The following is a 13,597-nucleotide window of genomic DNA, read 5'->3' as shown; positions in this document are numbered from 1 at the left end:
GTATTAGATTAATAAAAGTTGTAAAAGATGAAGAAGGGTAGCGAAATGACACAATTAGCAATGGCTAGGCTTTATGAGATCATGGTTGTTCTTTATGCCGTCGGAATCGTATTTTATTTCATCGATTTTTTCTACAAACGTGTTAAAATTCGGCGAATTGGGTTTTGGCTCATTTCCGTAGTATGGGTTTTACAAACTGCATTCTTTTTACTTTATATAATTGAAATTAGACGTTTCCCCATTCTCTCCTTAACAGAGGGAATCTATTTTTATGCGTGGTTACTTGTTACAATTTCAATTATTTTACACTGTATTGCACGAGTCGATTTACCTGTATTTTTTATAAATGTTTTAGGATTTATCTTTGTGACGATACATTTATTTGCACCAAATCAGGTAGAACATCCATTAGTTGAATCGCTAGAATCTGAGATGGTATTTATCCATATATCTTTTGCTATTATTTCCTATGCTGCTTTTTCCCTTTCTTTTGTTTTTTCTGTTCTATATTTAATTTTATATAGATTGCTGAAAGAGAAAAAGTATACGAAATTATGGTCCCGTTTGCCTAGTTTGCATCAAATGAGTAGGTGGATGTTTTATTCCGTTTTAATTGGTGTTCCAATCATTTTTATTAGTTTATTATTAGGGCTGGAATGGGCGTTTTTAAAATTGGAGGTCCTCTCCATTTTTGATATAAAAATTGTCGGTTCTTTTATCATTACAGTCATTTATTTGATAGTTTTAGTGTTACATCATAGTGGGAAACTCACAGGTTTAAATTTTGCTTGGGCACAAATTTATACTTTCTTACTTGTTGTAATTAATTTCTTCTTGGGTAGTAAATTATCCAACTTTCATTTTTGGTATTAGTAGAAAGGTAGGCTTATCATGAGAAAAATCATCGTAGGTTCACGGAAAAGTAAATTAGCATTAACTCAAACGAACTGGTTCATTAATGAATTAAAAAATGCAGGTGTTCCTTTTGAGTTTGAAGTAAAGGAAATTGTAACAAAAGGAGACCGTATTTTAGATGTCCAACTATCTAAAGTAGGTGGGAAAGGGTTATTTGTGAAAGAAATTGAACAAGCCCTTTATGATAAAGAAATTGATTTTGCTGTTCACTCCATGAAAGATATGCCAGCTGTATTACCAGAAGGATTAGTGATTGGTTGCATCCCTCCTCGTGAAGATGCAAGAGATGCCTTTATTTCAAAAGGTCATGTGAAATTTGCGGATTTACCTAAAGGAGCAGTTGTTGGGACAAGCTCTTTACGACGAAGTGCTCAACTTTTACAAGCTAGACCTGACCTTGAAATTAAATGGATTCGAGGAAATGTAGATACTCGTTTAGCAAAGCTTGAAAATGAAGATTATGATGCAATCATTTTAGCTGCTGCCGGATTAAAACGTCTTGGCTGGAATGACGATGTTGTAACGGAATATTTAGATATCGATCTATGTCTACCTGCTGTAGCCCAAGGGACATTAGGAATTGAATGTCGTGGGGATGATAAAGAGTTATTAAATGAATTAGCAAAATTGACAGATTCTATTACTTGGAATGAAGCCCATGCTGAGCGTGCATTTTTAGCTGCAATGGATGGGGGTTGCCAAGTGCCAATCGCTGGCTATGCAAAAACAGAAGGGGATACGCTTACTTTAACTGGTTTAGTAGCAGCTCCAGATTCATCTGTTATTTATAAAGAAACATTAACAGGCTCTAATCCTGAGCAGTTAGGGAAAGAGGTAGCGAAAATATTAACAGAGCAAGGAGCCTTTGATTTAATTCAAAAAGTAAAGGCTGAGCAAAATGCCTAACACTTTAGAAGGGAATACGGTCGTTTTAACAGGTACGACAAAACCGACTACAATCCTAACGAAAATAAAGTCATTAGGTGGAGAAGCTATTTTTTGTCCCTTAATTGAAACAAAGGAAACGATTCTTCTAGATGATGATAAACAGCTTCAGCAGGCTCGAATAGTTGACTGGCTCATTTTCACAAGTCAAAATGGTGTCAAAGCCTTTTGTAATAAGATGAAACGCCATCATTTGACCCCTTCCCATTTTAACGGGAAGGTGGCGGCGGTTGGTACAAAAACAGCAACCTGTCTGGAACAAAACGGCTTTCACGTGAGCTTTATGCCGACTGTCTTTAGTGCAGATGTGTTTGTAAAGGAGTTTCCTGCAATAGCGGGGGACGAACCGAACTGTTTATTCATTAAAGGAAATAGAGCAAAAGATACGTTAAAAAGGGGATTAGCCTTTGACGTGAAAGAATGGACTGTGTATGATACTCATGAAAATCTTTCCTATGTACAATCTTTAATAGAACTTGTACAAAAGAAGGCAAAACTAATTCTTATATTTGCAAGCCCTTCAGCTGTAGATGTTTTTGCAAAGTATGTTGCTCCCACAATTGGGTGGGACAAAGCGACAATAGCTGCCATCGGCCATATAACAGCAGCAAGATTAGCGTATTATGGTGCCGAAGTTACATACAAACCAAAAGTTTATACAATGGAAGCAGTTATTGAAGAAATTCAAAGAAAGAAGGAAATCAATCATGAAAGATCTTAATTTCAAAAGACATCGTCGCCTACGTTCATCCGCTACTATGCGATCAATGGTGAAAGAAACTTATTTGCATAAAGAAGATTTTATTTATCCGATTTTTGTTATTGAAGGGGAAAATATAAAAAATGAAGTAAGTTCCATGCCTGGTGTTTTCCAATATTCTTTGGATAGATTAGCTGAAGAAGTAGATGAAGTTGTCGCTTTAGGAATCCCATCCGTTATTTTATTTGGTCTTCCAGCGGAAAAAGATGCTGTTGGTACTGGTGCATTCCATGATCATGGAATCGTTCAAAAAGCAACTCGTCTCATTAAAGAACTTCACCCACAATTAATCGTGATTGCGGATACATGTTTATGTGAATTTACTGATCACGGTCACTGTGGTGTAGTAGAAGGCGAGAAAATTTTAAATGATGCTTCTTTAGATGTTTTAGCACGTACTGCTGTATCCCAAGCAAAAGCAGGTGCGGACATTATTGCCCCATCCAATATGATGGATGGTTTCGTAGCGGCAATTCGTGTTGCTTTAGATGAAGCTGGTTTTGAAGATATACCGATTATGTCTTACGCTGTAAAATATGCATCAGCATACTATGGTCCCTTCCGTGAAGCTGCAGATGGAGCACCACAATTTGGAGACCGTAAAACATATCAAATGGATCCTGCGAATCGTTTGGAAGCATTCCGTGAAGCGGAATCAGATATCGAAGAAGGAGCAGATTTCTTAATCGTAAAACCTGCTTTATCTTATTTAGATATAATCCGTGATGTCCGTAACAACTATAATTTACCAATTGTCGCTTATAATGTATCTGGTGAATATGCCATGGTGAAAGCAGCCGCTTTAAACGGTTGGATTGATGAAAAAGCTGTTGTGCTAGAAACATTACTTGGTATGAAACGTGCAGGAGCTGATATGATTCTTACTTATCATGCTAAAGACGCAGTCCGTTGGTTGGAGGGTAAATAATCATGACATACGAAAAATCGATTCAAGCATTTTCAGAAAGCGTTCATTTAATGCCAGGTGGGGTAAACAGCCCTGTTCGTGCATTTAAATCAGTCAATACAGATCCGATATTTATGGAGTCTGGAAAAGGTGCCATTATTAAAGATATTGATGGCAATGAATATATTGATTATGTGTTAAGTTGGGGGCCGCTTATTTTAGGTCATTCCCATCCAGAAGTTGTGAAAGCTATTCAAGAACAAGCGGCAAAAGGTTCTTCCTTTGGTGCGCCAACGTTATTGGAAAATGAATTAGCTCAACTTGTGATTGATCGTGTTCCTTCCGTTGAAATGGTTCGTTTCGTTTCATCGGGAACGGAAGCAACAATGGCTGCATTACGTTTAGCTCGTGGATATACGGGTAGAGATATTATTTTAAAATTTGAAGGATCTTATCATGGCCATGGTGATTCTTTATTAATTAAAGCGGGTTCAGGTGTTGCAACTCTTGGTTTACCTGATAGCCCAGGAGTACCTGCGGATATCGCTAAAAACACATTAACGGTTGCTTATAATGATTTAGAAGCGGTACAAGCGGTATTTGAAAAATTCGGTGAACAAATTGCTGCTGTAATCGTTGAACCTGTTGCAGGGAATATGGGTGTTGTTCCACCGAAACCAGGTTTCTTAGAAGGATTACGAAAAGTAACTGAAGACAATGGCTCTCTTCTTATTTTTGATGAAGTGATGACTGGTTTCCGTGTTGATTACCACTGTGCTCAAGGTTACTTTGGGGTGAACCCTGATTTAACATGTCTAGGTAAAGTAGTTGGTGGTGGTCTTCCGGTAGGTGCTTTTGCAGGAAAACGTGAAATTATGGAACAGATTGCACCAGCTGGTCCAGTTTATCAAGCTGGTACATTATCTGGAAACCCGTTAGCGATGACAGCGGGTATTGAGACATTATCTCGTTTAACTCCGGAATCCTATGAATATTTCAAAAAATTAGGTGACCGGTTAGAGGCAGGTATTCGTGAGGCCGCAACGAAATACAATATTCCGCATACGGTTAATCGCGCTGGTTCAATGATAGGATTATTTTTAACGAACGAAGAAGTAGTAGACTTTGCATCTGCTAAAACTTCTGACTTAACTTTATTTGCAGAGTATTATAAATTAATGGCAGAAGAAGGTATCTATTTACCACCTTCCCAATTTGAAGGATTATTTATTTCAACAGCCCATACAGAAGAGCATATTGAAAAAACGGTTGAAGCATTCCACAAAGTGTTTGCAAAATTAGCTCGATAATCAAAAAAGAGTGTCTATCCCAAAACGGGAAAGGCACTCTTTTTTATTTTAAGTAAAAAACAAGGGAGAGGGTATGAAAAACCTTCCCATAGAAGCGTTTAAATCGACTTTTCTAAGCATACTTATTTTCTTGAAGCATATGGTAGATACGGGAGGGATACCATATGCAAAATATTAATTGGGATATGATGACGCAATTTGTTTTTCCAGAACAGTTAGGTGTGGTAGAAGAAGTACTTTCAGTTGAAATTAAACCTATTTGGCAACAAATTGAGACGGATGAATCCATTCGTTTAGTTGGTATTTATCATATAGCTGCTACGGCGCGTTTTAATCCACATGAATTGCCTGAGTATAGCGATGGTACTTACATTGAAGAATTGGAATTTGAAGGGAATAACGGTTATTTTGAATATGCATTACCTTTAGAAATTGATCTACCTCGTGATAAAGTTGCGAGTGAAAGTCGTCCTCAAGTTTCCATAAATGATGTGTCGTACTTTGTATATAATGGTTCCAATTGTACATTTAAATGGGATGTTGATTGCCAATTTGAGGAATCCGTTGAAGGTGCTTTATTCCATTACGAAGTGGAAAACTCGTCATCGGACCAACCTCTAGTATCGGAAGAAATTCGGTTTAATTATGATGCTATTATCCCAGAACAACCTGTTATTCCAGAACAACCTACCTTTACAGAAAGAACAGAAGTATCTGAACTGACGGACGAATCAATTTCGTTGAATGAGCGAGTAAAGGGAGAAGAAACTTCAGCGTTACAAGAAGAATCACAGATGACAGAAGAAATTCGCTTTGGTAATGACGCTATATTTCCAGAAGAACAACCAACAGTTCCAGAACAGACAGCAATTTCAGAACAACCAACAGTTCCAGAACAGACAGCAATTTCAGAACAACCAACAGTTCCAGAACAGACAGCAGTTTCAGAACAGTCAATCGTTTCAGAACAATCTACGACTAAAGAACAACCAATTGCTCTTGTGCAACCCGAAGTGGAGGGTACAACTGATACCTCTGGACAAACTCCGGTTGAACAGTTCCATCTGAATATAGAATCATCAAGTAAAAAAGAACATGAAAAAGTAGTATTGGATTCTTATGAAAGTAGTATAAAAGCCGTTGATCATATTACGTTTTCCAGTGGCGATCTTGTCAAAAATGAAGATGAGACAGAAAAACCAGAAGCTGAGAAAAAAGAGAGAGTGGTGGAATCTAATCAATATTTCCCAACAGATGCAGATGATTTTTATCAAGAATTAACAGAATCGTATACAATTCTAAATTTCTCAAATAAAATCCTTCGCAAATAACCAACATAATAAAACTAAAATTAATAATAAAATAAAATCGCCGGTTGTTGGCACTATTAATGTTCGAATGGCTTGAAATACTGCAATCGGAATAGCAATTTGTTTACAAAAGAAACGAGTTTTCCTAAGCCAAGGTGGTAACAAATAAGGGTTATAGTTAGAACGTTTTTTCATTATTTCACTTCCTTTCATCAAATTTATTGTCACTTGAAAGATGTTAATGGTATATTATACAATAAGAATAGTTATACTTTATTAACCATCGCACTACTATATAGTTATGATGATTTCTTGAATTGGTTTCATCAAAATGTGCGAGTTAAAAAAGTTAGTAAATAATGATAGATGCGATGAACAGGAAGAGTAAAATGATTCTTGCTTGCTAAAGAGAGGAAACGGTAGCTGAAAAGTTTCTGCTTGCAACCATTTGAACGTAGCCTTGGAGCAGCTTTTGTGAAGTAATAGTAGCAAAATGCCGGGTCAAACCCGTTACCACAATGAGTGTCGAGATATTCGTGTTATTATGTTTGGACTAATAACGGAATCTCGGAATTAAAGGTGGTACCGCGAAAAATAAAATCAAAACTCCTTCGTCCTTTTGTTAAGGGCGATAGGAGTTTTTTTATTTTATTCGCTTTTAAAAATTCATAAGGAGGAGTCTATATGACAGAACAACAAAACGTATCAATGCCAACGAAGTATGACCCCAAAAGTATTGAAGCGGGTCGATACGAATGGTGGTTAAAAGGAAAATTTTTTGAAGCACAACCTGAAAGCGGAAAGCAGCCCTATTCCATTGTAATTCCACCTCCGAATGTAACAGGTAAATTACATTTAGGGCATGCCTGGGATACGACATTACAAGATATTTTAATTCGTATGAAACGGATGCAAGGATACGATGCACTATGGTTACCTGGTATGGACCATGCTGGTATTGCGACACAAACAAAAGTAGAAGAGAAACTTCGCGAACAAGGGATTACTCGTTACGATTTAGGTCGTCAGAAGTTTCTTGAGAAAACATGGGAATGGAAAGAAGAGTATGCCGGTCATATTCGTGAGCAATGGGCAAAAATCGGCCTTGCTCTTGACTATACAAAGGAACGATTTACATTGGACGAAGGTTTATCGGATGCCGTTAAAGAAGTATTCGTTTCATTGTATGAAAAGGGCTTAATTTATCGTGGAGAACGGATTATTAACTGGGATCCTGCAGCAAAAACAGCTTTATCTGACATTGAAGTTATTTATAAAGATGTTGAAGGTGCATTTTATCATATGAATTATCCATTAGCAGATGGATCAGGGGTGTTGGAAGTTGCCACAACTCGTCCGGAAACGATGCTTGGTGATTCAGGTGTAGCTGTTCATCCGAATGACGAACGTTATAAACATTTAGTAGGTAAAACGGTTATCCTTCCAATCGTTGGTCGTGAAATTCCAATCGTAGCAGACGATTACGTAGATATGGAATTCGGTACAGGGGTTGTGAAAATGACACCTGCCCATGATCCGAATGACTTTGAAGTAGGGAACCGTCATAATTTAGAGCGTATTCTCGTGATGAATGAAGATGGCACAATGAACGAAAATGCCGGTAAATATCAAGGGATGGATCGTTTTGAATGCCGTAAACAAATTGTAGAAGATTTAAAGGCAGCAGGAGTTCTGATTAAAATCGAACCGCATACGCACTCTGTAGGCCACTCGGAACGCTCTGGTGCCGTTGTAGAACCGTATCTTTCTAAACAATGGTTTGTAAAAATGCAACCGTTGGCAGACGCTGCGCTAAAACTACAAGAGGATGAAGAAAGTAAAGTAAACTTTGTTCCTTCTCGTTTTGAAAATACGTACTCTCGTTGGATGGAAAATATCCGTGACTGGTGTATTTCACGTCAACTATGGTGGGGACACCAAATCCCAGCTTGGTATCATAACGAAACAGGGGAAGTTTATGTAGGTAAAGAAGCACCGAAAGATGCAGAAAATTGGACGCGAGATGAAGACGTATTAGATACTTGGTTCTCTTCTGCCTTATGGCCATTCTCTACGATGGGCTGGCCTGATGAAAATAATGAGCTTTATAAACGTTACTACCCAACAAGTACATTAGTAACGGGCTATGATATTATTTTCTTCTGGGTTTCTCGAATGATTTTCCAAGGAAAAGAATTTACTGGCGAACGTCCATTTAAAGATGTATTAATTCATGGTTTAGTTCGTGATGGTGAAGGACGTAAAATGAGTAAATCCCTTGGCAACGGTGTTGATCCAATGGAAGTAATCGCCCAATATGGTGCCGACTCCTTACGTTATTTCTTAGCAACCGGTTCATCTCCTGGCCAAGATTTACGTTATACAACAGAAAAAGTAGAATCGATTTGGAACTTTGCCAATAAAATTTGGAACGCTTCCCGATTTGCATTAATGAACATGGACGGCATGAAATATGAAGAAATCGATTTAACGGGTCATTTAAATGTTGCGGATAAATGGATTTTAACTCGTTTAAACGAAACGATTGAACGGGTAACGGACTTAGCAGATCGTTATGAATTCGGTGAAGTTGGCCGAGAATTATACAACTTCATTTGGGATGATTTCTGTTCATGGTATATCGAAATGGCAAAACTTCCTCTTTATGGAGAAGATGAAGCGGCGAAGAAAACAACTCGTTCAGTTCTTGCTTACGTTCTTGATCAAACGATGCGTTTATTACATCCGTTTATGCCTTTCATTACAGAAGAAATTTGGCAGCATCTTCCACATGAAGGAGAATCTATTACAGTTGCTGCATGGCCAACGGTAAAAGAACAATTCAACTTTGCACAAGATGCAGAAAGTATGAAACTTTTAACAGATATTATTCGCTCTGTTCGTAATGTTCGTGCAGAAGTAAATACGCCTATGAGTAAAAAAGTACCATTATTTATTTCTGCCAAAGATAATGAAACGGCGAAAGTGTTAGAAGAAAACAAAGCATACATTGAAAAATTCTGTAATCCAGAAAATTTATCAATCGGTGTTGCAATGGAAGCACCAGCTCAATCCATGACAGCTGTTGTATCAGGAGCTGAAATTTATTTACCGCTTGCTGGTTTAATTAACTTAGAAGAAGAAATTGCCCGCTTAGAAAAAGAACTAGAAAAATGGGCAAAAGAAGTGAAATTAGTTTCTGGTAAACTTTCAAATGAAAAATTTGTTTCAAAAGCTCCAGAAGCATTAGTTGCAAAAGAACGGGAAAAACTAGCGGATTATCAAGAAAAACATGAAGCAGTTGAAAAACGTTTAGCAGAATTAAAAAATATGTAATATGATAAAAGATGTCCTAGTTTAACTAGGGCATTTTTTCTTTTACAATTATCTTATGTTAAGAATCTATTTGGTTGTTTAATGATGAATCGAGGAGAAGAAAAGATGTTTCACTCAATGGAAGAATGTACAAATTTCATCTTTACATTAAAAGCAAGTACATATAAAGGAAAACCGCTAGAAGCGGTTCGAAAAATATTACATCTATTAGGGAATCCCGAAGAAAAGGTGAAATTTATTCATTTTGCTGGTTCGAATGGGAAAGGCTCTACATTAAATGCAACCCGCGCTATTTTAATGGAACATGGGTTGCGTGTAGGTGCTTTTATATCACCGCATTTAGAACGGGTTAATGAACGGATTACAATTAATCATCACCAAATTTCCGATGATGCATTTTTGCAATATGCAAATCAAGTGGTTAAAATCATTCGAACGAATTTGGATGGACAGTATCCAAGCTTTTTTGAAGTAATGACAGTCATTGCTTTAATGCATTTTGCAAATGAGCAAGTCGACGTAGCCTTAATCGAAACGGGCATTGGAGGACGGATTGATTCAACAAATGTTATCACACCAGAAGTTTCGGTTATTACAACGATTTCTTTAGAGCATACCGAAATATTGGGGGACACGATTGAAAAAATTGCTTTTGAAAAAGCAGGAATTATTAAATTTGAAAAACCTGCCGTTGTGGGTGTGAAACAGATAGAAGCGAAAGAAGTTATGAAACAACAGGGGGCGGAATGTAATGCACCACTGTATTTTTTAAATGATGATATTGTTATAACAAATGAAAAAATTGGGAGACTTCAACAGTTTGACTATCGTTTTCAACAAAATGTTTTTCAATCAATTCCTTTAGCAATGCAAGGAGCCCATCAAATCGATAATGCGGCTTTGGCTATTACAGCCTCATTACTTTTTGATCAGGATATTAAGGAACATACTATTCAACAAGCTTTACGAAATGCACGTTGGGAAGGAAGATTCGAACTAATTCGTGACGGTATCATTATCGACGGTGCCCACAATTCGGAAGGAACAGCCGCTTTAATTGAGACATTAAAAAAAGCGTATCCAAACCAAAAATATAAATTCATCTATGCTGCATTACAAGATAAAGATCATGAAATGAGTATTCAAATGATGGATCAAATTGCTACGTCAATGAGTTTTACAGAAATCAATTTACCCCGTGCAGCGAAAGCGCAGAACCTTGCAACCCAATCCACCCATTCAACGGTTCGCGTCAATGAAAATTGGAAGCAATTAATCGAGGATGAGCTAACAGAGAAACAAGAAAATGAACTTTTAATTATTACAGGATCTTTGTACTTTATTGGGGAAGTTCGAAAATATTTAGTAGAGAAGGAAGAGAACAATCATGATTCCTAAGTTAGATGACTATAAGCGGAAATGGAACGTAGAGAGTGATCTATCAATCAAACCGGGATTAGAAGCAATCAAAGCCGCTTTAAAAGTGCTTCAGAATCCACAAGAACGATTACAAGTCGTACATCTAGCCGGAACTAACGGGAAAGGATCCACTTTAACCTTTATTGAGCATATTGCGAAAAAACATGGACTAACCGTTGGGAAATTTATGTCTCCTTGTATTGTAGATGTTCACGATCAAATTCAAATCAATGGGGAATCGATTTCTCAAAAAGAGATGGATGAAATTTTTCAACAGTTAGAACAATCGGGTTTAAGTGGTAAATTAACCGATTTTGAACTTTTAACTTGTATCGCCTTTCTTTATTTTGCGAAGAAAAAGGTAGACCTTGTTTTACTTGAAACGGGGATGGGAGGGAGAGAAGATAGTACGAATGTAGTTACACCGATTCTTTCAATTATCACAAGTATTGCATTTGACCATACAAAGTTTCTCGGACCTACAATCCAGAGCATAGCAAAGCATAAGGCAGGGATTATTAAACAAAATCGTCCAGTTATTATAGGAAGGCTTCCGGAAGAAGCGTTAATCATAGTTAAAAATGAAGCCGAAAGTAAATCGGCTCCTGTTTTAGCTCTAGGTGAACATATCGATGTAATAACTGCTGAAACAGAGGATGTTTATCGCCATAATGTAAAAGGGATGGAAATTCCTCATCTTACTCGGTTATTACCTGGGAAACATCAAGCCGAGAATATGGCTTTAGCTATCACCGCTTTTCTTGAAATTGCTCAGCATCTTCAAGTTCCATTTGAAATCGAAAAAATTCACCAAGGTGTAAAAAGTGCCCAATTACCGGGAAGGTTTGAGGAAGCATTGCCAAATGTTTATTTTGATGGTGCCCACAACCCTGCCAGTGCGAAAGCTTTAGCTAAAACGATACAAACTCAATTTCCAAATGAACCAATTCGATTCGTAATTGGCATGTTAGCCGATAAAGATGTCGATTCTGTCCTTCGATTACTTGAACAAGTAAGTGGAGAATTTTATTTTGTAGACTTTCCCAATGAGCGCGCAATGAAGGCAAAAGAATTATATACACGAAGTAATGCTACAAAAAAAGCCATTTTATCCGATCCGTTCTCTTTTATACAAAATGCGGCAAATGAGCCAATTAAAACTTTTGTAACGGGATCGCTATATTTATTAGGTATCATTAGAGAAAAGTTAATGAGATAACTGCGTATGAAAATATAAAAAAAGTTAATATTGGTTGTAAGTAATGCGGAAATATATCGAATTTTGGTAGTTTTTGCGAAATATTTTTTTAGCGAGGCGTCAAAAGTCTCGCTTTTTTTCATTGTTGATTTGTTACCGTTACAATGAGGTGATGCGAATGAAATTTCCAAAAGTTATAGGAAAAAGAGAACTAATGCATGCAGCAATTATAGGATCTGTCGCTGGGCTAGCGGGAGTGATATTTTTTATCATTCTACTTAATTCAATGAACTCATCGACTGAACAAGCAAGTAACGGAGAAGAGGAAAAGGTTCCTGTTCAAGCATCGGAAGAAACAAAAGATGATAATTTATCTGTGGAATTCTTCGCAAACCAATTCGGGGTGTTTAAAAGTCAAGAAGCGGCAACAGAATTTATGTCTCAACACGCTTCTTTAAATACAAGTGCTATTGTAGAAGTGGATGGTAATTATTATGTATGGTCTTCTATTACCCCTGTAAAAGAAGAACTAATTTTATCCGAAAACCCAACCTCCTTTGCTAAGACGTTTCAATTTTCAGGTGCTGCATGTACCGAACCAACTTTGCAAAATTTACCTACTTATTTAAAAAGTAATGACCCTTCAAAATTTTATTTTGAAGAGGGAAAAGTTCCCGATAATATTCCACAAGATTGGCAATCAATCACTTCAGCATTATCAAGCTTTTCACAGGATTTAGGCAATGCACGATTACATTTAATTGCCCATTATTTTAGTAAAAATGATTGTATGAAAATTGAATTTTAAACGAAATGCTCGAGGAAAAAATACAATTTACAAATGAAACTTATTTTTCAAATCTCCAATCCTTCGCTATCATAGGGAGAGGAGGAATGGAAATGAATTTTAAAACAGATCACCAAATTGTGTTAGCATCAGCATCACCTAGAAGAAAAGAACTCTTTTCAACGTTAGGTGTTCCTTTCGACGTTGTAACGAGCAATGTCGAGGAAACGACTGTTCAAGCTGAAAACTTAAGAGATTATGTACGAGAAGTAGCGTTATTAAAAGCAAGAGACGTGGCCAAACGAGAAGCGGGTAAAACAATCATTGGAGCAGATACGATTGTTGCATTTGAAAATTCATTGCTGCATAAACCAAAAACAGAAGAGGAGGCCATCTCCCATTTATTAAAGTTATCAAATCGTCACCACCAAGTAATGACGGCTGTTGTCATTATTTCTCCAGATAGGAAAGAAGAAACGTTTGTGGAAGTAACGAACGTACACTTTAAAAATATACCGTTAGAATTAATTAAAGCTTACGTACAAACAGGTGACCCTTTTGACAAGGCAGGGGGATACGGTATCCAAACTGATGGAGTTTTATTTGTTGACCGTATTGAGGGAGATTATAACACGGTTGTAGGATTACCGATTGCAAGTTTATTTGAAAAACTAATTGCATTGGACATTATAAAGTTTTAAGGGAAGTGA

Annotated in this window: 12 protein-coding genes and 1 other annotated feature; of the genes, 11 read left to right on the top strand and 1 reads right to left on the bottom strand. The window is 37.0% G+C overall.

The features are described from left to right. Positions 1-45 precede the first annotated feature (45 nt). The 6 genes from H9636_RS09225 (at position 46) to H9636_RS09200 (ending at position 6,168) form a co-directional block, all read left to right on the top strand. The gene (locus tag H9636_RS09225) at positions 46-873 is read left to right on the top strand and encodes a cytochrome c biogenesis protein (protein WP_191707333.1); all 828 of its coding nucleotides are present in this window, start codon (positions 46-48) and stop codon (positions 871-873) included. 18 nt (positions 874-891) lie between these two features. Continuing rightward, positions 892-1,821, top strand: a complete 930-nt coding sequence (gene hemC, locus H9636_RS09220; protein ID WP_191707332.1) for a hydroxymethylbilane synthase — start codon at positions 892-894, stop codon at positions 1,819-1,821. Continuing rightward, the gene (locus tag H9636_RS09215; RefSeq protein WP_191707331.1) at positions 1,814-2,581 is read left to right on the top strand and encodes a uroporphyrinogen-III synthase; all 768 of its coding nucleotides are present in this window, start codon (positions 1,814-1,816) and stop codon (positions 2,579-2,581) included. The genes hemC and H9636_RS09215 overlap by 8 nt, the downstream gene beginning before the upstream one ends. Beyond that, positions 2,568-3,548: a porphobilinogen synthase gene (gene hemB, locus H9636_RS09210; RefSeq protein WP_191707330.1), complete on the top strand. Its 981-nt coding sequence runs from the start codon at positions 2,568-2,570 to the stop codon at positions 3,546-3,548. Before H9636_RS09215 ends, hemB begins: the two co-directional genes overlap by 14 nt. A 2-nt stretch (positions 3,549-3,550) precedes the next feature. Continuing rightward, positions 3,551-4,837: a glutamate-1-semialdehyde 2,1-aminomutase gene (gene hemL, locus H9636_RS09205; protein WP_191707329.1), complete on the top strand. Its 1,287-nt coding sequence runs from the start codon at positions 3,551-3,553 to the stop codon at positions 4,835-4,837. Positions 4,838-5,001: 164 nt separating this feature from the next. Beyond that, the gene (locus H9636_RS09200) at positions 5,002-6,168 is read left to right on the top strand and encodes a hypothetical protein (protein ID WP_191707328.1); all 1,167 of its coding nucleotides are present in this window, start codon (positions 5,002-5,004) and stop codon (positions 6,166-6,168) included. On the opposite strand, the gene H9636_RS09195 is transcribed toward H9636_RS09200, so the two are convergent. Next, a complete protein-coding gene (locus H9636_RS09195; protein WP_191707327.1) occupies positions 6,145-6,342 on the bottom strand; it encodes a hypothetical protein in 198 nt (65 codons plus the stop codon). The genes H9636_RS09200 and H9636_RS09195 overlap by 24 nt on opposite strands. Before the next feature lie 167 nt (positions 6,343-6,509). After that, positions 6,510-6,769, top strand: a binding site (T-box leader). Between the two features lie 62 nt (positions 6,770-6,831). Between H9636_RS09195 and H9636_RS09190 the strand changes: the two genes are divergently transcribed. The 5 genes from H9636_RS09190 (at position 6,832) to H9636_RS09170 (ending at position 13,588) form a co-directional block, all read left to right on the top strand. Continuing rightward, positions 6,832-9,483 carry a valine--tRNA ligase gene (locus H9636_RS09190; RefSeq protein WP_191707326.1) on the top strand — a complete coding sequence of 884 codons (2,652 nt, stop codon included), beginning with the start codon at positions 6,832-6,834 and terminating at the stop codon, positions 9,481-9,483. 105 nt (positions 9,484-9,588) lie between these two features. Continuing rightward, complete coding sequence (locus H9636_RS09185) at positions 9,589-10,881, top strand: bifunctional folylpolyglutamate synthase/dihydrofolate synthase (RefSeq protein WP_191707325.1); 1,293 nt, start codon at positions 9,589-9,591, stop codon at positions 10,879-10,881. Further along, positions 10,871-12,121, top strand: coding sequence for a bifunctional folylpolyglutamate synthase/dihydrofolate synthase (locus tag H9636_RS09180; protein WP_191707324.1), 1,251 nt, complete (start codon positions 10,871-10,873; stop codon positions 12,119-12,121). Before H9636_RS09185 ends, H9636_RS09180 begins: the two co-directional genes overlap by 11 nt. A 157-nt stretch (positions 12,122-12,278) precedes the next feature. Next, positions 12,279-12,908 carry a hypothetical protein gene (locus H9636_RS09175; RefSeq protein WP_191707323.1) on the top strand — a complete coding sequence of 210 codons (630 nt, stop codon included), beginning with the start codon at positions 12,279-12,281 and terminating at the stop codon, positions 12,906-12,908. A 92-nt stretch (positions 12,909-13,000) separates the two neighbouring features. Then, the gene (locus H9636_RS09170) at positions 13,001-13,588 is read left to right on the top strand and encodes a Maf family protein (RefSeq protein ID WP_191707322.1); all 588 of its coding nucleotides are present in this window, start codon (positions 13,001-13,003) and stop codon (positions 13,586-13,588) included. Positions 13,589-13,597: the final 9 nt, after the last annotated feature.

Source organism: Ureibacillus galli, assembly GCF_014836845.1.
Lineage (GTDB): Bacteria > Bacillota > Bacilli > Bacillales_A > Planococcaceae > Ureibacillus > Ureibacillus galli.
This window is presented reverse-complemented; position numbering and strand designations above follow the sequence as displayed.

Bases quoted from the DNA above. Each gene is read 5' to 3' on its own strand.
- H9636_RS09225 (WP_191707333.1), top strand. From the start codon at position 46: ATGACACAATTAGCAATGGCTAGGCTTTATGAGATCATGGTTGTTCTT.
- hemC (WP_191707332.1), top strand. From the start codon at position 892: ATGAGAAAAATCATCGTAGGTTCACGGAAAAGTAAATTAGCATTAACT.
- H9636_RS09215 (WP_191707331.1), top strand. From the start codon at position 1,814: ATGCCTAACACTTTAGAAGGGAATACGGTCGTTTTAACAGGTACGACA.
- hemB (WP_191707330.1), top strand. From the start codon at position 2,568: ATGAAAGATCTTAATTTCAAAAGACATCGTCGCCTACGTTCATCCGCT.
- hemL (WP_191707329.1), top strand. From the start codon at position 3,551: ATGACATACGAAAAATCGATTCAAGCATTTTCAGAAAGCGTTCATTTA.
- H9636_RS09200 (WP_191707328.1), top strand. From the start codon at position 5,002: ATGCAAAATATTAATTGGGATATGATGACGCAATTTGTTTTTCCAGAA.
- H9636_RS09195 (WP_191707327.1), bottom strand. From the start codon at position 6,342: ATGAAAAAACGTTCTAACTATAACCCTTATTTGTTACCACCTTGGCTT.
- H9636_RS09190 (WP_191707326.1), top strand. From the start codon at position 6,832: ATGACAGAACAACAAAACGTATCAATGCCAACGAAGTATGACCCCAAA.
- H9636_RS09185 (WP_191707325.1), top strand. From the start codon at position 9,589: ATGTTTCACTCAATGGAAGAATGTACAAATTTCATCTTTACATTAAAA.
- H9636_RS09180 (WP_191707324.1), top strand. From the start codon at position 10,871: ATGATTCCTAAGTTAGATGACTATAAGCGGAAATGGAACGTAGAGAGT.
- H9636_RS09175 (WP_191707323.1), top strand. From the start codon at position 12,279: ATGAAATTTCCAAAAGTTATAGGAAAAAGAGAACTAATGCATGCAGCA.
- H9636_RS09170 (WP_191707322.1), top strand. From the start codon at position 13,001: ATGAATTTTAAAACAGATCACCAAATTGTGTTAGCATCAGCATCACCT.